General features: G+C 30.0%; 16 protein-coding genes, 1 other RNA gene and 1 pseudogene. 11 read left to right on the top strand and 7 right to left on the bottom strand.

Going from position 1 to position 19,107, the window contains the following annotated elements:
• Positions 1-3,424, bottom strand: a pseudogene (locus WA340_RS11455) (hypothetical protein); the annotation flags it as partial.
• A 354-nt stretch (positions 3,425-3,778) separates the two neighbouring features.
• Between WA340_RS11455 and WA340_RS11450 the strand changes: the two are divergent.
• From WA340_RS11450 to WA340_RS11435, 4 genes are all read left to right on the top strand, one after another.
• A complete protein-coding gene (locus WA340_RS11450) occupies positions 3,779-4,267 on the top strand; it encodes a SixA phosphatase family protein (RefSeq protein WP_304143019.1) in 489 nt (162 codons plus the stop codon).
• A gap of 39 nt (positions 4,268-4,306) precedes the next feature.
• Positions 4,307-6,364: a polyphosphate kinase 1 gene (gene ppk1 / locus WA340_RS11445; RefSeq protein WP_304143022.1), complete on the top strand. Its 2,058-nt coding sequence runs from the start codon at positions 4,307-4,309 to the stop codon at positions 6,362-6,364.
• A gap of 3 nt (positions 6,365-6,367) precedes the next feature.
• Complete coding sequence (locus WA340_RS11440) at positions 6,368-7,279, top strand: Ppx/GppA phosphatase family protein (protein ID WP_223076648.1); 912 nt, start codon at positions 6,368-6,370, stop codon at positions 7,277-7,279.
• Positions 7,280-7,377: 98 nt separating this feature from the next.
• Positions 7,378-7,908 carry a porin family protein gene (locus tag WA340_RS11435; protein ID WP_027879104.1) on the top strand — a complete coding sequence of 177 codons (531 nt, stop codon included), beginning with the start codon at positions 7,378-7,380 and terminating at the stop codon, positions 7,906-7,908.
• A 63-nt stretch (positions 7,909-7,971) separates the two neighbouring features.
• Here WA340_RS11435 and WA340_RS11430 read toward each other — a convergent pair whose 3' ends face one another.
• Genes WA340_RS11430 through dnaX form a run of 3 tightly spaced genes read right to left on the bottom strand, consistent with a single transcriptional unit; the run spans position 7,972 to position 10,875 of the window.
• On the bottom strand, positions 7,972-8,553 hold the full coding sequence (locus tag WA340_RS11430; RefSeq protein WP_106677534.1) for a tRNA-(ms[2]io[6]A)-hydroxylase: 582 nt from the start codon (positions 8,551-8,553) through the stop codon (positions 7,972-7,974).
• Positions 8,554-8,557: 4 nt separating this feature from the next.
• On the bottom strand, positions 8,558-9,139 hold the full coding sequence (locus WA340_RS11425; protein WP_336129157.1) for a hypothetical protein: 582 nt from the start codon (positions 9,137-9,139) through the stop codon (positions 8,558-8,560).
• A 17-nt stretch (positions 9,140-9,156) separates the two neighbouring features.
• A complete protein-coding gene (gene dnaX, locus WA340_RS11420) occupies positions 9,157-10,875 on the bottom strand; it encodes a DNA polymerase III subunit gamma/tau (RefSeq protein ID WP_336129156.1) in 1,719 nt (572 codons plus the stop codon).
• 296 nt (positions 10,876-11,171) lie between these two features.
• On the opposite strand from dnaX, the gene rnpB reads away from it, so the two are divergent.
• An RNA gene (gene rnpB / locus WA340_RS11415) (RNase P RNA component class A) lies at positions 11,172-11,487 on the top strand.
• Between the two features lie 116 nt (positions 11,488-11,603).
• Here the strand turns inward: rnpB and rsmD are convergent.
• From rsmD to WA340_RS11400, 3 genes are read right to left on the bottom strand one after another with little or no spacing between them, the layout of a single operon-like run.
• Positions 11,604-12,149 (bottom strand): 16S rRNA (guanine(966)-N(2))-methyltransferase RsmD, encoded by a 546-nt coding sequence (rsmD, locus tag WA340_RS11410; protein ID WP_336129155.1) that lies wholly within the window; start codon positions 12,147-12,149, stop codon positions 11,604-11,606.
• Entirely contained in the window at positions 12,149-12,967 is an 819-nt protein-coding gene (locus tag WA340_RS11405) for a DUF3822 family protein (protein ID WP_336129154.1), read from the bottom strand. Before WA340_RS11405 ends, rsmD begins: the two co-directional genes overlap by 1 nt.
• Positions 12,951-13,691, bottom strand: coding sequence for a hypothetical protein (locus WA340_RS11400; protein WP_336129153.1), 741 nt, complete (start codon positions 13,689-13,691; stop codon positions 12,951-12,953). Before WA340_RS11400 ends, WA340_RS11405 begins: the two co-directional genes overlap by 17 nt.
• A gap of 126 nt (positions 13,692-13,817) precedes the next feature.
• Here WA340_RS11400 and WA340_RS11395 point away from each other — a divergent pair, with 126 nt between their 5' ends.
• From WA340_RS11395 to WA340_RS11370, 6 genes are all read left to right on the top strand, one after another.
• Entirely contained in the window at positions 13,818-15,245 is a 1,428-nt protein-coding gene (locus WA340_RS11395) for an ATP-dependent DNA helicase (RefSeq protein ID WP_336129152.1), read from the top strand.
• A 65-nt stretch (positions 15,246-15,310) separates the two neighbouring features.
• The gene (gene kdsB / locus WA340_RS11390; protein ID WP_336129151.1) at positions 15,311-16,039 is read left to right on the top strand and encodes a 3-deoxy-manno-octulosonate cytidylyltransferase; all 729 of its coding nucleotides are present in this window, start codon (positions 15,311-15,313) and stop codon (positions 16,037-16,039) included.
• Positions 16,030-16,737, top strand: a complete 708-nt coding sequence (locus tag WA340_RS11385; protein WP_336129150.1) for an HAD family hydrolase — start codon at positions 16,030-16,032, stop codon at positions 16,735-16,737. The genes kdsB and WA340_RS11385 overlap by 10 nt, the downstream gene beginning before the upstream one ends.
• The gene (locus WA340_RS11380) at positions 16,731-17,351 is read left to right on the top strand and encodes a CatA-like O-acetyltransferase (RefSeq protein ID WP_336129149.1); all 621 of its coding nucleotides are present in this window, start codon (positions 16,731-16,733) and stop codon (positions 17,349-17,351) included. Before WA340_RS11385 ends, WA340_RS11380 begins: the two co-directional genes overlap by 7 nt.
• 49 nt (positions 17,352-17,400) lie before the next feature.
• A complete protein-coding gene (locus WA340_RS11375) occupies positions 17,401-18,462 on the top strand; it encodes an iron-containing alcohol dehydrogenase family protein (protein WP_336129148.1) in 1,062 nt (353 codons plus the stop codon).
• 1 nt (position 18,463) lies between these two features.
• On the top strand, positions 18,464-19,012 hold the full coding sequence (locus WA340_RS11370) for a 1-acyl-sn-glycerol-3-phosphate acyltransferase (RefSeq protein WP_336129147.1): 549 nt from the start codon (positions 18,464-18,466) through the stop codon (positions 19,010-19,012).
• Positions 19,013-19,107: the final 95 nt, after the last annotated feature.

Here is a 19,107-nt window from a genome sequence, read left to right as displayed (position 1 = left end):
TTGCCTCAAGAGAAGTTGAACAGTTATCATCTTCGTCAGTAACATCACCAGTTTGTGCAACCGACGCATTATAGTTACAAGACGTATCAGTAAAAATTTCGATATCAGCTGGTGCCGTAAAAGTAGGCGCTGTTGAATCTTGAATAGTAATGATTTGTGTTTGAGTTGTAGTGTTTCCACAATCATCAGTTAAAGTCCACGTTCTAGTGATGATAGATTCGCTGCTACAGTTTCCAGCAGAAGTATCTTCTTGATCGCTAAAAGTTGCATCTAAAGTCGTGTCGCAATTATCTGCTTCATCAGTAACATCTCCAGTAAGTGTTAAATCATTAGGGTCTTGCTCACAATTAATAGTTACATCGGCAGGCACAGTAAATGTTGGAGGAGTAGTATCTACAACATTAATGATTAAAGTTCTTGTTGTTGTATTTCCGCATTCATCAGTAGCTGTCCAAGTTCTTTCTACTTTAAATTCATTTTCACAAGCTCCTGGAGTTGTTGTTTCTTCAAAATTAATAGTAGCACTTCCACATTCATCAGTAGCTGTTAAATCTTCCGCAGGTTGTAATTCGTCACATTCAATTGTTATTTCTTCAGAAATAGTAACGGCATTTGTATAATTAGAAATACAAGTAAATTCAATATTATGCTGTCTTCCACTACCAGAAACATTATTTTTTCTTGCTTCAACACCAACTCTAAAAGAAAAACTTGTTGCATCTGTATTTCTAGTAGTAAAATTAGCTTGAGGATTAGCGTTAGTAACACCTGTATATTCTGTAGTTCCAGAGGTAGCAACTATCCAAGGACCTTCTTCTGTAATGGTTAAATCTGTAGGATCATTTACAGTATAACTATTTGTAAACTGAGTCCAGTTTACTTCTCCAAAATTATTATTACCATCAATATCATTAAAATTAGAATAGAATTCAGGTAAACTAGTAGGTGTTGTAGTTCCGGCTTGAACAAAATCGAATCTAAATTCTGTATAAGCTCTATCTCCATTGTTTGCTATTGAAAAAGCAGTTCTAGGTCTAAAAGAATCGCTTCCTGTAGAATTATCATCGAAAACAGGAATTGTAGTATTAACAGTTGCTACAATATTAACTAAAGCGTCTACTCCTGGTGCAATTTCAGTAAATCTAAAAACTTCTCCTTGTAAAAACGTATTATTGTTTCCATCACCAGTTTCTTCAGTATAATTTTCAAAACTTAATACAGGAACATCAACACATGAAGGTTGACTATTATCTACATTAGAAGGAAAACCTACAATTGTTGGCGGTAATGTATCAATTATTGTAAAAGTAGCTGTAGTAGAAGATGAGTTTCCGCATTCATCAGTAGCTGTGAAAGTAACAGTTGTACTACCAGTTTCACCACAATCATCGGTTATGTTTGTAATATTATTAGACCAAGTTATTGGTCCGCCGCATTCATCATAAGCAACAGCGTTACCATTATTGGCTAACCAATTGTTAAATTGGTCAGTATTACCATTTCCATCACATTGTACTGTAAAGTCAAAAGATTCTGTGTCAATTACAGGTCCTGTCGTGTCTACAATAGTAATAATTTGAGTGTAATCTTCTATTGTATTACCACAAGCATCGGTAAATGACCATGTGTTTGTAATAGTTCCGTTAGAAGGGCAAGATGGATCTGGCATAAAGTTGCCTGATGTTTTTATAGGGATAAGGTTGTTACAACTTGCTACAGGAGCTAAATTTTGAGCATTATTTAAGGCATTTGTATTATCACACTCTACAGTTCTATCTAATTCATTAGGTGTAGTAACCCAAGTTGCTGGTGCTGGAGGGTTAACTGTTACTGTAGTTGATAAATTATTACCTTGCTTACATTCGTCTAAACTATTAGAACTTACTATAGTAGTACTGTGACCATTGATAAAACCCGTGTAAGAAGAAGAAAGTTGTGAGCTTAAAGTTGTAGAACATCCGTTTTCTAAATAATAACATTGATCATTTACTGTTACATCAAAAGCAAAACTTAATGTTTCTCCAACATCCAATAATCCATCAGCAGCTGTAAAAGTTAATTCTCTTGTACTAGAATTATAACTGTAAGTCACACCAGCAGGTAAACCAGTTATAGGCTGAACTAGTTCTGAACCAACAGGAACCGTTGTAACAAAGCTTATATTTGTAGCATCATCATTACCGTTATTAGTGGTGGATGCATTATATGTTACTGTTTGAGGGTTACTATTAGGAGTAATAGTATTAGGTGTAGCTGTATATACAATTGGATCTAATTTAGGTTCATAAACCTCTACAGCTAAACCTAATAGATATAGACCATATGCTTCTTGATTTGAAGTTAGTCTTAAGGTTGTTGATGTTTGATTATTATGTAGAAGATTATTTCCTGAATTATCTAAATGAAAATGAGCTGAGTCAAAACCCAAAGTGTTTGTACTTGCTGGATTTCGATCTGTAAAGTTGCTATTTCCATTAGTAATTCTACTATTAAAAAAGTTATTTGAATTTCTTAAAGGCGCATCTAAATCTTCGAAGACGTTTGAAGAGTTAAGCATTTGTAATCTGTCTCCTGATAAATCACGATCGCCTTCTAAAGCTCCAATTACTATATCAGATTTTACAGCTCCTGTTGGAATTGTTTGAAATCCACTAAAATTAATATTAAAATTATTGTTAGAACTAGTTACATTAGCATAACCATCAAAAAAAGATATGTTTTTTCTTTTTAATTGATCGCTTTTATAAACAACTACTAGCTGCCAACCTCCAGAAGTACCTGTGTTATTTCCGTCATGAGAATATAAATACCCTTGTCTTCCTTCAACATTAGCAACTTGATACTTACCAAATGCATTGCTGTTATTTAAAACATTATTAGTGATATCTTTTACACAGATGTAAGCATCATTAACAAAGTGAGGATTTTCATCACGACCTCTAAAAATAACATCATCTGCAGAAACAGTAGTGTAGCTTGTTTGTCCAGGTAGCATTATTTTTACTTGGTTATAATTCCAACCTGGTTGATTATCTAGCTCTACAGTATTGTTACCGTTACCAACAACCAAACCTTTATCGGCTGCAGCCCAATAAAGTAAAACTTTATCTATAGCTAAGCAAGGATCGCCCGGATAAGGGTTTGTTAAGTTTGCGCTACTAGAGTTAAATGTAGTAAAATCGTTATCAATGTCTACATAAACGTTATCTGAAAAGTCATGATTACCATCAGATCCATTATAATTACCTGTAGCAGTTCTAGAGATTGTGTTATTACCAACAACAATAACATCACCATTAATACTACTTTGGTATCTAAGTGTAAATGGTTTTTTTACTTGAGCTGTACTAATTGTGGCAATTAATGATACAGCTAATATTAAAAGTACTTTATAGCACTTTACTATTGGGTTAAGTTTTTTCAAAACGACAAAAATTGATTTAGAACATATATAGTACACACAAAAACAGTAATTAATTGCAATATAATTAACTTATTACTTAAAATATAAATGTTTCTAGAACTAATACGCATATAACACTGTTTTACTTCATAATTTTTAAAAAAATTACATACATTTAAAGTGCTACTATTTTGCTTAAGGGAATAGTTTAGTAGGTTCTTAGTTTTTAGATTCAAGGGTGAAATTAATTAATAGCAATACAAATCAAGTTGTAAATATTATTAAAATCAAAAAAAAATGATATAGCGTATATTTAATCGATAAAATACATTTTCGACTCTAAAAATCTCTAGAATAATCATTTAAATAATCATTATGGACAAAACTTTACAGTTATTTCGACATGGTAAATCTTCATGGAAATATAATTTACCAGATCACGATAGACCCTTAAAAAAAAGAGGTTTTACGGATATTGATTTAGTGTCAAAACATATAAAAGAAGATTTTAAAAAGCCAGATTTAATATTATCTAGTACAGCAAATCGTGCATGTACAACTTCTAAAAATTACATTAAAAATTTAGATCTTTTTGACGTCAAATTTCAACTTAAAAAAGAGCTTTATGATTTTTCTGGAGAAGCTGTATTAAATCAAATCTACAACTGTGACGATTCTGTGAAAACTTTAGCAATATTTGGACACAATTATGGGCTTACAGATTTGTGTAATCAGCTAGGAGATAGTTATATAGAAAACTTGCCAACTTCTGGATTTGTTCAAATAGAATTTAATGCTCAATGTTGGCAAAAGGTTAAATTTGGTAAAACAACACGAATTGTATTCCCTAAACATTTAAAATAGCCAATCTAATTAAATATATTTGTAGTAAAAATTCGTCAAATGAACAACCATATTATAGATAATAAATACATTAATAGAGAGTTAAGTTGGCTTCAATTTAATCACCGAGTTTTACAAGAAGCAGCAGATGAGACTGTTCCTTTAATCGAAAGATTACGTTTTTTAGGTATTTTTTCTAATAATTTAGACGAATTTTTTAAAGTACGCTATGCTACAGTAAAACGTATTGACTATGCAGGTAAAGCTGGTAAAAGTCAACTTGGAGGTATTAAGGCATCAGAGTTGTTAGAGATAATAACAAATACTGTTATTGGACATCAAACAGAAAGTCTTAAAATTTTAAGCAAAATTCAAAAAGAATTAGAGACAGAAAACATCTTTATTATAAAAGAAAATAAGGTTAATAAATCTCAAAAAGAGTTTCTTAAAAAGTATTTTTTAGAAAAAGTTAGTCCAGCTTTAGTAACTATTATTTTAAACCCAGATATAGAACTTCCTAACCTAAAAGATAGTAATGCGTATTTAGCAATAAATATGGTTTTAGAAGATAATTCTAGCCAATATGCTTTGATAGAAATTTCTAGATCAATGCAACGATTTATTGTACTTCCAAAAGTGAACAACAAACAGTATATCATTATGTTAGATGATATGTTGCGTTTATTTTTAGACGATATTTTTAACGTTTTTAGCTATAAAAATATTTCTGCGCATATGATAAAAATTACACGTGATGCAGAGTTGGATTTAGACAGCGATTTGTCTAAAAGTTTTATGGAAAAAATTAGTGATAGCGTTAAGGATAGATTAATTGGCGAGCCAGTAAGATTTGTTTACGATAAAACTATAGATAAAACGACGTTAAACTTTTTAATGTCAATTATGGGTATAGATAATACAGATAGTATAATACCAGGTGGACGTTATCATAATAGGAGAGATTATATGGATTTTCCTAGTTTAGGCAGAACAGATTTACTTTACGATAAAATCACACCATTACAAGTTAAAGGTTTAAGCCTACAAGACAGTATTTTTGAGTCTATAGCAAAAAAAGATTATTTACAATATGCACCTTATCATACATTTACATATGTAGTAAAGTTTTTACGCGAAGCAGCTTTAGACCCAAAAGTAAAATCAATAAAAATTACAATTTATAGATTAGCACAGATATCTCATGTAGCAAGTTCTCTTATCAATGCTGCAAAAAATGGTAAAAAAGTTACTGTTTCTATGGAAATTCAAGCGCGTTTTGATGAAGAAGCAAATATCGCTTACGCGGAACAAATGCAGCGCGAAGGTGTTAACCTAATTTTTGGTGTACAAGGATTAAAAGTACACAGTAAAATGTGTGTAATAGAGCGTGAAGAAGGAAAGAAAACAAAACGTTATGGTTTTATAAGCACAGGTAATTTTAATGAGTCTACTGCACGTGTTTATACAGATTTTACGCTATTTACAGCTAATCAAAAAATATTAAAAGACATCAATAAAGTATTCAACTTTTTTGAAGTTAACTATAAAATTTACAGATATAAACACATAATTACCTCGCCACATTATACAAAAGATAAATTTTTTCGTTTAATTGATAACGAAATAGAAAATGTTAAACAAGACAAACCAGCTTTTATTAAATTAAAAATGAATAGTATATCAAGCTATAAAATGATTGATAAGCTATACGAAGCAAGCAAAGCTGGTGTAAAAATACAAATGATTGTTAGAGGTATTTGTTGTCTTGTACCTGGTGTAAAAGGTGTTAGTGAAAACATTGAAGTAATAAGTATCGTAGACAAGTTCTTAGAACACACTAGGCTATACATTTTCTGTAATAATAACGATACAAAAGTATACATCTCTTCTGCAGATTGGATGACAAGAAATATAGATAATAGAGTAGAAGTATCCTGCCCAATCTATCAAGATGATATTAAACAAGAATTATTAGATATATTCGATATCTGTTGGAATGATAATGCAAAAGCTAGACTATTAGACAAAACTCAAAAAAATAATTATCGTAAAAACGATAAACCTAAATTAAGGTCTCAATTTGCAACTTATGATTATTTAAAAGAAAAACTAAACTAAATAATGCTAACCATACAAAAATACGCTGCAATAGACATTGGATCTAACGCTGTAAGACTACTAATTTCTAATATTATAGAAGAAAAAGGTAAACCAGTACGCTTTAAAAAAAGTTCGTTAGTGCGTGTTCCTGTTCGTCTTGGTGCAGATGTATTTATAAAAGAAAAGATTTCTAAAAATAATAAAGAGCGTATGCTTAAAACCATGCAAGCGTTTAGTTTGTTAATGCAAACACATAATGTTGTTAGGTACAAAGCATGTGCAACGTCTGCAATGCGAGAAGCAAAAAATGGTAAGCAAATAGCAGATTTAGTATTAGAAGAAACAGGAATTAAAATAGATATTATAGGAGGAGAAGAAGAAGCTGCTATTATTGCTGCAACAGACCTTCAAAGTTACATTGATGAAAATAAAACTTATCTATACGTAGATGTAGGAGGCGGTAGTACTGAGTTTTCTGTAATAGATAAAGGGGAAAAAATATCGTCAAAATCCTTTAAAATAGGAACTGTAAGACTTTTAAATGATGTAGTAAAAAAAGAAGCTTGGCAAGAACTTGAAGAATGGATAAAAACTGAAACATCTAAATTCGAAAAAATAGATGTTATTGGATCTGGAGGAAACATAAATAAAATTTTTAAAATTTCAGGAAAATCTTTAGGTAAACCATTATCCTATTTTTACCTTACTTCTTACTATAATACCTTACAAACATACTCTTACGAAGAACGTATATCTCAATTAGACTTAAATCAAGATAGAGCAGATGTGATTATACCTGCAACACGTATTTATTTATCGGCGATGAAATGGAGTGGCGCAAAAGATATCTATGTTCCAAAAATTGGACTAGCAGATGGTATTATAAAAAGTATATATAATGATACGGTTAAGAGTCATACAAAGTTAAAATAGTACACTTTATCTGTTTATTGTGATAGATTAAATAATAATATATATATTTACTAATAAGATTATAAAAACTAAACTCAACCTCTTATAACTTTTAAAATATGAAAAAAACTATTCTTTTCTTTACTTTAATCTTAGCTTCTTTTTATGGATTTTCTCAAAACTCTGTTTATGGAGTTAGAGCTGGTATTAATATTTCTGATTTAGATTTTGAAGATCAGTTTGATGATACGCCTCACACTCACAGAAATGGATTTATGATTGGTTTTTTTGGAGAGTATAAGTTATCAAACTTAATTGATATTGCTCCAGAAATTCAGTTTTCAGCAGAAGGTTCTAAAGAAGAAGAATTGAGAATTAACTATATCCAATTACCAGTTTTATTTAAGTTTAACTTATCTAATAATTTTGCTTTAGCAGTTGGACCACAAGCTAGTTTAAAAGCTCATGAGTATGATGATGGCATTAAAAACTTTACATTTTCTGGTGTAGCTGGTATTGATTATATGATTACTGATGAATTTTTCTTAGACTTTAGATATAAGTATGGATTACAAAACCTAGTTGATGATGAATTAGGTGTAGAATTTAAAGGAAATACAATGCAAATAGGATTTGGAGTAAAATTCTAATATATTCAATAAATAGTAAGTGTTTAAAAAAGCCTTTTCTAATTCAGAAAAGGCTTTTTATATTTATCCGTGTATGGTTTCTTTTGTCCCTAAGTCTTTCATAATTTGGGCTTCATAATCTAATAAATTTTGCCATTTTTTATCAACTTCTTCTCGGTTTCCGTATTTACGAGCATATCCTAAAAACATGGTGTAATGATTAGCTTCACTAACCATTAATCGTCTATAAAACTCGGCTAATTCTTTATCTTTTAATTCTTCAGAAAGTAATCTAAAACGCTCGCAACTTCTAGCTTCAATTAGTGCAGCATATAATAGTCTGTGTACTAATTGATCTGTTCTGCTTCCGCCTTTAGGGAAGAATTTTAAAAGTTGAATTACATACTCATCTTTTCTATCTCTACCCAAAGTCCAACCACGTTCTATAATCTTGTCATGTACCATTTTAAAGTGGCTCATTTCTTCTTTAACTAAAGCAGTCATTTCTTGAACAAGCTCTGTATATTCAGGAAAACTTACTATTAAAGAAATGGCTGTACTTGTTGCTTTTTGCTCACAAAAGGCATGGTCTGTAAGGATTTCTTCTATATTTTTTTCTACAATATTAACCCAACGTGGATCTGTTGGTAATTTTAGTCCAAGCATATTTTTAAGCAGTTAAGTAGTTATGATCTAAATCTGTAAGGTTGATTAGTTTTTTATCACCTTTATTATCTATTACTAATTCAAAAAGTTTTTCTGTATTAGATTTTGGTTGTGTAAAAAGGATGTTTAAAACCAATTTATTTTGGTTTAAACTTTCTTCTTGATTTACCCAAACACTTTTCAAAATTGAAGTTTCCATATAGTAAGAAACCGTTTTATCATGTTTTAAAATATATTGTTTATCAATAACATCATTAAAAATAATTTTGTTTTGACGTGCTACAACTTGGGCTTTATAATCTCTGTAATGATATTTATAGTTTATAGAGTCGTGTTTAAATTGTCTTAAGTACGACGATTTCATATCTGTAAAAGTTTTTACATTTACATGATAGCCATTACTTAAAATAGTATCTGTTTTAACTTCAGTATATTCTTTAGGAAAGTAAGAGACACGTTCTGAGAAAGATTCTAATAAGTTTTTTTCTTTTAAAATATCTTTAGGTAATCTATTAATTTTATCTCTAGCATCACAACTAATAAGCGTTATGATTATTCCTAAAAGTAGTACTGTAAACTTGTTCATAATTATAAATTTACAATTTAAACATCTAAATCAAAAGCTTTACGAAGTAATTCAATATTAGGATTTTTTTCTTTTAGTTTTTCATATTTTTCAATTGGTGTATAGGCGTATTTTTTTTCCATCACTTCATCTACAGTAATGTCTAAATTAATATCATAATTGTTTAGACTTTTACGTAAATAAGACATCAAATCATACGATTGACGTTCTACTTCAACTTTATTTGTCGCGTTAGGAAAAGTTAATTTTACGGTTACACCATCTTTGGCTAGTTTAGGCTTATCTATAGATAGGATAGAAGCAAGGTTAAATTGTCCCTTGGCTTCAATTTCGTTAACAAATAAATTCCAATGATTGGTTAGTTCTTCTTGAGTAAAAGGTTCTTTTGGTAGGTTTTCTTCATCAACAACAACATCTAGTTGTTTTATTTCATGTTCTTTTTTTGCTCTTATACTTTTTAAAGATAATCCAGATGTTCGTTTTTTTGCAGATGCTATACCTTTTTCTAATACAATTTTAGGTTTTGGCGGTTCTACAAATTGTTTAAGTTCTGGATTTACTTTTTGTGTTTCGTTTTTAGAAGAAGCTTCTACTGGTTTTTTAACAGGAATAGGTGTAATACCTTTTTTTCTGAAATAACTAGGCGGAATTATGTAACGTCTGCTATTTTTTTTTTCTCCATCAAAAGTGATAGAGGCAAGTTGCATTAAAGTAAGTTCGACCAGAAGTCGTTGGTTTTTACTGCTTTTATATTTCAAATCACAGTCGTTTGCCAGATTTATAGCTTGTATTAAAAACTGCTGACTTGATTTTGTAGCTTGATTTTCGTACTTCTTTTTAGTGTCTTCTCCAACTTCTAAAAGTTCTATCGTAGCTGGGTTTTTACAAACTAATAAATCTCTAAAATGTGATGCAAGTCCAGCAATGTAATGATGACCATCAAAACCTTTAGCTAATGTTTTATTAAATTGAAGTAACAACTCAGGGATTTTATTGTCTAAAATAAGGTCTGTACTTTCAAAGTAAGTTTCGTAATCTAATACGTTTAAATTTTCTGTAACTGCTTGTCTTGTTAAATCTTTACCAGAAAAACTAACTACACGATCAAATATTGAAAGTGCATCACGCATAGCACCATCTGCTTTTTGAGCGATGATATGTAGTGCATCATCTTCTGCATTTACACCTTGTTCTTCTGCAATATATTTTAAATATTCTTTAGCATCTTTAACTGTAATACGTTTAAAATCAAAAATTTGGCAACGCGATAAAATAGTTGGGATTATTTTATGTTTTTCAGTAGTTGCTAAAATAAAAATACAATGTTTTGGTGGCTCTTCTAAAGTCTTTAAAAAAGCGTTAAAAGCGGCTTGAGATAACATATGTACCTCATCAATAATATAGACTTTGTACTTACCAACTTGTGGCGGAATACGAACTTGATCTGTTAAGTTTCTAATATCGTCTACAGAGTTGTTGGAAGCTGCATCTAACTCAAAAATATTAAAGGCGTAATCTTCTTCAGAGTTTTCATTGCCTTCACTGTTAATCATCTTTGCCAAAATACGTGCGCAAGTGGTTTTTCCAACACCACGTGGACCAGTAAATAATAATGCTTGTGCTAGATGATTGTTTTCTATGGCATTAAGTAAAGTGTTTGTAATAGCAGATTGACCAACAACATCCTTAAAGGTTTGTGGTCTGTATTTTCTGGCTGATACTACAAAATGTTCCATAGACATTAAATTGATTACAAATTTAAAAAATAGCTTAATAAAAAGGAAGTTTGTTGCTTCAATTTATTTTGAGTTATTAACAACATTAGTTTAAAGTTGAAAAGTTAAAAGTTGAAAAGTTAAAAGTTGAAAGTTGAAAGTTGAAAGTTGAAAGTTTGGAAGTTTGAATGATTGAGTTTAGAGAGTATTTAATTTTTCTAAAAACTAAATACTAATTGCTATGTGTTTATAGTTAATTGTTAACTGATAATTGTATTTTTGTAAAAGTAAATCGCCTTATCGCTAAAAACTCAACTTGATTGAGTTTCTCTATTTTTGAGATTCCCGCATTTGCGAGAATTTAGAGGAAAGTCCGGACACCATAGTGCAATTATAGTGGTTAACAGCCATCCGCCGAAAGGTGAGGAAAAGTGCAACAGAAAGAATGTACAGGTCATGCTGTAGTGAAATCAGGTAAACTCTATAAGGTGCAATACCATGTATATTAACGTTTGAGTGCTGCACGCACGATGTTAAAGGGTAGGTAGCTAAAGTGTGTTGGTAACAGCACATTCAGATAAATGATAAGGACGCTTTTGCGTACAGAATCCGGCTTATAGATTTACTATTTTATAAAGAAACCACCTTTTTTAGGTGGTTTTTTATTTTTTGTCATTTCGAACTAAGTAGAAACCTCATAAGGATGAGATTATTCGATGTCTCGGAATTATAAATTGGTTTTAAGAATACTATTCTTCTGTCAGTTCAAAAAAACTAAACATATTACCGCCATAACTTTTAGAATGAGAATACTGAGGTAAACCTGATAAGTCGGTATGTTTAGAGTGCTCTAAAATTAAAAGACCATCTTCTTCTAATAGATTATTTTGAAAGACTAATTCTGGGATTTTTGCAAATTCTTCCACAGGAAATTCATATGGTGGATCTGCAAAAATAATAGTGTAAGGTTGTTGATGATTTTCTAAAAAACTAAATACATCACTTTTAATGGTGTTGATAGACATTTCAAAACTTTCAGCAGTTTCATTTATGTATTTTATACAACCATAATTTTGATCAACGCAGGTAATGTTTTCGGTGCCTCGTGATGCAAATTCGTAACTGATATTACCCGTACCAGCAAATAAATCTAATACAGAAATTTCATCAAAATAATATTGATTATTTAGGATGTTAAATAAGGCTTCTTTAGCCATATCTGTTGTTGGTCTAACGGGTAGTTTTTTGGGTGCAACTAACTTTCGTCCTTTGTATTTTCCGGATATAATACGCATTAGAGACTTTTTAATAAAGTGAAATTAGAATAGTTATTTATTGGTTTTTCCGCGAAAGCGAAAGCGTCAAATCTATTACCAAAACTAACATGTCTTACATACTTGTAAGCTATTTTATAAATAGGATGTTCTTTATCTAAATTTCCTAAAAAGACAAGCTCGATAGTTTCTGGATTAAGCTGTAATTGCTCTAAAGTAAAGAGCAAATAATAGATAAAATCTTCTTTAGTTTGATAATTAAACGTATTGTAAAGTGCTAATTTACCTGCGTTAAATGCTATTACTTCAAAGCTTTCTGTATTTACATTAACGTATACTTTAGAAGTATTGTTATTTTTTTCTAAAGTCAATAATTGCTCAATTAATACTGTAGAAAAATGTTTGTAAATAAAACTTCCAAACTTGTCAAACAAATAGTTGTTTATGTTGGTAAATGGTACATAAACATTGATACTATCATTTTGATTAATATCATCAAAAGTGATAAAGTCTGTTTTTAAAATTTTGGTATTAAATTTTAAATAATCTGCTAAATTATCTTCGTCAAATAATGGTTTAGGCACTAGAGTAGACCATTCGTTTTCATGAATAACAGTTACTTTATTAAACGCTTGATCTAGTTTAGGATTAGAGTTAAACTGATGCTTTACAGCATCTAATAAATCTAACGGTGTTTTTTTTATAAAGTCTACATTTTGTAGATCTATAATGGTATTTGTATCTGTGTTTAGGATACAAAAAGAAAGTCCACTCAAACTTAGTTGAATGGACAGTTCTTGGTTGGTTAAAATATTATGTGTATTATTCGTTATTGCCATAAGTTTTTGGCCAGTTTCCTACTGTTTTAACTTCGTCCATAGATCCAACACGTAAAGCATCTCCGTTAACACCTTCTACAGATAATACTTCTTTTTCTTTAGAAACTAAATCTTTAGGTTGATCAAATAATAAATCGTCTTTTTTAACAAATGCTTCAAATACAGGTATTTTATTGTCTCCATCTGTTAGCTCTCCTGCATTTAAAGTAAATTTAGTGCCTGGTTTTGCATTTGGTACATCCATCATTGTTTTATATCTGTTAGAAGATTTAAACAAACTATCTTTTACAGGCACGTATCCAATAGTATCTGTAATTACAATATCTTTAAACATTTCTACACCACCATAAGCCTTGGTTCTTTCTTCGTCAACAACACTAGAGTCACGTCTTTCTATAATTGTAAATTGACCATTTTCAATAAACTTAATTAAAGTATCGTAGCTTTTTGTAAACTTTCCGTTTACTTCTCTGTATGCTAATTCAGAATCTCTAATATCTTTTAATTTTTCAATTGCAGCAGAATAACGTTTCACTTTTAATTGATTAAATTTAATTTCTCCATAAACAGAGTCAAAAGTTAAATAACCTAAAAGGATAATTAAAGCCCAAAGTGCAATTACAATTACAGGTTTTACTTTTGAAGGTAAATATTTGTCAATTAGCCATACAATTGCGAAGGTTAAAAGAATGGCACCAATAATAATTAATATTAAATTTAGCATAGTGTTTTTTATTAAAATATAATTAAGGTCAGTGACAAATCTACAATTTTTTTTTATTCGTAAAAATCATTTGTTGGTAAAAATGATTTATATATTTGAGAAAAAGTTTTTAAACCTTGTGCCTTAATGACTAGTTCAGAATTTTATTCCCTTATAAAACAGCAATTTCCATTTAAACCAACCGCAAAACAAGACATTTTACTTTTACAACTTTCAGAATTTATTTTTAAAGATACTACAGATAATCTTTTTTTGTTAAAAGGATACGCCGGTACAGGAAAAACAACAATCATAGGTACTATAGTAACTAATTTATGGAAAGCAAAAAAAAGTGCAGTCTTAATGGCTCCAACAGGTAGAGCAGCAAAAGTGATTTCAAACTACTCTAAAAAAGAAGCCTTTACAATTCATAAAAAAATATATTTTCCTAAAAAAAATAAAGGTGGTGGCGTTAATTTTGTTTTACAACCAAACAAACATAAAAACACCATATTTATTGTAGACGAAGCGTCTATGATACCAGACACACCAAACGATTCAAAATTATATGCTAACGGGTCTTTGTTGGACGATTTAATGCAGTATGTATACCAAGGACATAAATGTAAATTACTTTTAATTGGTGATACAGCTCAATTACCTCCAGTAAAGTTAGATTTAAGTCCAGCTTTAAATGAAAACACACTAAATCTAAACTACAACAAATCGGTTACAAAAATGGAGTTAGATGAAGTAACACGTCAAGGTTTAGATTCTGGTATTTTAGAAAACGCAACTTTATTAAGAGAAGCGTTAGCAGACGAGTTTTTTGAAAGCTTTAAATTTAACTTAAAACCTTTTAAAGATATAGTTAGGTTAGTAGACGGTTATGAGATAATGGATGCCATAAACGATGCTTACAGCACTTTAGGATATGAAGAAACTAGCATTATTGTTAGAAGTAATAAACGTGCTAATTTATATAATCAACAAATTAGAAGCCGAATTCTATTTAGTGAAAACGAGCTTGCAGCAGGAGATTATCTAATGGTAGTTAAAAATAACTATTTTTGGATAAAGCCAAATACAGAAGCAGGTTTTATAGCTAACGGAGATATTATTGAAGTCTTAGAAATCTTCAGTTTTAAAGAATTATACGGGTTTAAGTTTGCAGAAGTTAAAGTACGTATGGTAGATTACCCAAAAATGAAACCTTTTGAAACCGTTTTACTTTTAGATACGATTACTGCCGAAACACCATCGCTGTCTTATGAAGAATCCAACAAACTTTACGAAGAAGTACAAAAAGATTATGAAGATGAAACGAGTAACTATAAAAAGTTTTTAAAAATAAAGAACAACCCACATTTTAATGCCTTACAAGTTAAGTTTTCTTACGCTATTACTTGTCACAAATCTCAAGGTGGACAATGGAACACTGTTTTTGTAGAACAACCATATTTACCTAACGGAATAGATCGAGATTATTTACGTTGGTTGTATACAGCAGTAACAAGAGCTAAAGAAAAACTGTATTTAATAGGTTTTAAAGACGAATTTTTCGAAGAAAATTAAAGCAATACCTTCCAATAATTAACATTAATAGACTATTTTTGAATAGTAATTTTTCAAAATAAAATATGAAAATCATTGCCATGATACCAGCACGATACAGTGCTTCTCGTTTTCCCGGTAAACTTATGCAAGACCTTAACGGAAAACCAGTAATTACACGTACCTATGAAGCTACAGTTAACACCAATTTATTTGACGATGTGTTAGTTGTAACAGATAGTCAAATTATTTATGACGAAATAAAACATATTGATGGTAATGTTATGATGAGTAAAAAAGAACATCAATGTGGTAGTGATAGGATAGCAGAAGCGGTAGAAAATTTAGATGTAGATATAGTAGTTAACGTACAAGGTGACGAGCCTTTTACAGAAGTTGATTCCTTGAAAAAATTAATAAATGTTTTTAAAAACGATCCAAATAAAGAAATAGATTTAGCGTCTTTAATGGTTCGTATTAAAGATAAAGAAGAAATTAAAAATCCTAATACTGTAAAAGTAGTTTTAGATAAAAATAACCTAGCGCTTTATTTTTCAAGAAGTCCAATTCCTTATCCTAGAGATGAAAATGTTAACGTAAAATACTACAAACACAAAGGTGTTTATGCATTTAGAAAACAAGCGTTATTAGATTTTTATCATTTCCCTATGCTAACATTAGAGGCATCAGAAAAACTAGAACAACTAAGATATTTAGAATACGGAAAAAAAATCAAAATGGTCGAAACTAATGTACTAGGAGTAGAAATTGATACACCAGAAGACCTTGAACGTGCAAAAAAACTATGGAAATAAATTACGATAATATTAAAGTAATAGGTTTTGACGCAGATGATACACTTTGGGTTAACGAAACCTACTTTAGAGATGCCGAAACAGAATTTGCTAATCTATTAAGTCAATTTGAAACACCTAATAAAATAGATCAAGAACTATTTAAAATGGAGATGAAAAACCTTTCTGTTTATGGTTATGGCGTAAAAGGATTTGTATTATCAATGGTCGAAATGGCTATAGAATTATCAAATGGAACAGTCTCTAATAAAGTCATTTCAAAAATATTAGAGATAGGAAAAGACATGATTAATAAAGATGTAGAGCTTTTAGATGGTGTAGAAGAAGTGTTAAAAAAACTCTCAAATAAATATAAATTAATTGTAGCCACAAAAGGAGACTTATTAGATCAAGAAAGAAAACTTGAAAAATCGGGATTGTTAGATTACTTTCATCATATAGAAGTTTTAAGTGATAAAAAAGAAGCTAATTACTCTAAATTATTAAATCATTTAGACATCAATCCTAAAGAATTTTTAATGATAGGAAACTCTTTAAAATCAGATATCTTACCTTTAATAAACATAAAATCAAAAGCAATTCATGTTCCGTTTCATACCACTTGGGCACATGAAGAAATTAAATTAGATGCAAATAGTAATAATCAATTTCATACTTTAAAAAGCTTGAAAGAAATACCGCAATTATTACAATGTTAAAAACTATAGATATAGAAAACGGGGAAAGAAAGCAGCTTTTTAATCACTTTGCCAATTTTAAAGACCCATATTTTGCTGTAACTATTCCTTTTGATGTAACTAAAACCTATCAATTTTCTAAGGATAATAACCTAAGTTTTTTTGGTGTTTATTTGCATGCTTGTATGATAGCAATTAATAGTGTAGAAAATTTAAAGTATAGAATATTAGAAGATAAAGTAGTAAGTTATGATGTCATAAATGCATCACCAACAATATCTAGAGAAGATAAAACTTTTGGGTTTTCTTTTGTAAACTATGATAAAAATTTAGGCGTATTTTTAAATAATTTAGATTTAGAAAAACAAAGAATTAATACTACTAACCAATTGTATCCACCTAAAAACGGATTAGATTGTATACATTGTTCTGCACTACCTTGGGTAGATTTTACAGGACATAAAGAACCAGTTTCAGGATTAAAAGACTCTGTACCAAAATTAGCTTTTGGTAAAGCAGTTAAAAAAAATAACCAATTAAAAATGAATGTAGCTATAAGTGTAAATCACGCACTTGCGGATGGATATCATATTGGTTTATTTTCAGAAATATTTCAGAAACACCTAAATAAATAATAAATTTACAAAATAAGAAAACTAGTTAATGCAATTCAAAAATTTTCCAATGGTGTCCAAAATTGTTTTTGGACGAGGCAGTTTCAGTCAGCTAGGAGAAATATTAGAACCTAAGCGTGTAAACAGAAATGCTCCATTTATATATTTTGTAGATGATGTCTTTAAAGGTAACGCATGGTTAACTTCACGAATTCCTTTAGCTTATGATGACATAATAATATATGTCTCAGCAGCAGAAGAGCCAAAAACATCACAAATAGATCAGTTAGTAGAGCAAATAATATTAGATTATAAAGAACGACCATCTGGTATTATTGGTATTGGTGGTGGATGCATTATGGATGTAGCTAAAGCTGTATCTATTATGCTAAATAACGATGGAGAATCTAAAGATTATCAGGGTTGGGATTTAGTTAAAAACCCAGCAGTATATCATGTTGGTGTACCAACCATTTCTGGTACAGGAGCAGAAGTGTCAAGAACAACAATTTTAACAGGTCCAGAACGTAAATTAGGTATTAATAGTGATTTTACTCCATTTGATCAAGTTATATTAGATCCAGAATTAACTAAAGATGTACCAAAAGACCAGTGGTTTTACACAGGTATGGATTGTTATGTACATTGCATAGAGTCTTTAAATGGAACATATTTAAATGCCTTTAGTAAAACGTATGGAGAAACTGCTTATGAGTTGTGTAAAGAAATTTTCTTATCAGATCATCTAACAGCAGAAGAAGCCCAAGATAAATTAATGATGGCTAGCTGGCATGGCGGGATGAGTATTGCGTATTCTCAAGTAGGTGTTGCTCATGCTATGAGCTATGGTTTAGGATATTTATTAGGTGTAAAACATGGCATAGGTAACTGTATAGTGTTTGATCATTTAGAGGAATATTATCCAGAAGGCGTTAAACTTTTCAAACAAATGAAAGAAAAGCATAACATACAATTACCACAAGGTATTTGTGCCAATTTAACAGATAAAGAATTTGATACCATGATTGGTGTTGCATTAAGCCTAGAACCATTATGGGAAAACGCAATAGGAAAAAACTGGAAGAAAAAAATAACACCAGAAGTTTTAAAAACACTATACCAAAAAATGTAAAATGCGTTGGTTAGCTAAATTAATTTATTTCAAAATCTTAGGTTGGAAAGTTGTAGGAAACACTAACTTTTCTAAGGACAAAATAAAAAAAGCAGTCTTAATTTCTGCGCCTCATACTCATAATTTTGATTTTATTATAGGTCTACTTTTAAGAAAAGTTGTTGATTTAAAATCTAACTACTTAGGAAAAAAAGAGCTTTTTGTATGGCCAATAGGATATTATTTTAGAGCTGTTGGAGGTGTTCCTGTAGACAGAAAAAATAAAGAAAATAAAGTAGAAACCATTGCAAAACTTTTTGACGATAAAGAAGAGTTTAGATTAACCTTAGCTCCAGAAGGCACAAGAAGTAAGGTAGATAATTGGAGAACTGGTTTTTATTACATAGCCAAAAAAGCAAATGTGCCAATAATCATGTTTACATTAGATTATCAAAACAAACAAAACAAAGTTTCAAGACCTTTTTATCCAACAGATAATATAGAAGAAGATTTTAAATACATGAAGTCTTTTTTTAGTGGTGTTAGAGGTAAGATTAGTAAAAATTCTTAAGCTAAAACGTTGTTATTCTTAGCTTTGGCATCTAATTTGATATAGATATGGTGTAGATATTAATGAAACATAAAGTAAACTTCCCAAGTCACTAA

This window comes from Mesoflavibacter sp. CH_XMU1422-2 (assembly GCF_037029245.1).
Classification (GTDB): Bacteria; Bacteroidota; Bacteroidia; order Flavobacteriales; family Flavobacteriaceae; genus Mesoflavibacter; species Mesoflavibacter zeaxanthinifaciens.
The sequence above is the reverse complement of the archived record's forward strand: the minus strand, read 5'-3'. Positions and strand labels throughout refer to the sequence as shown.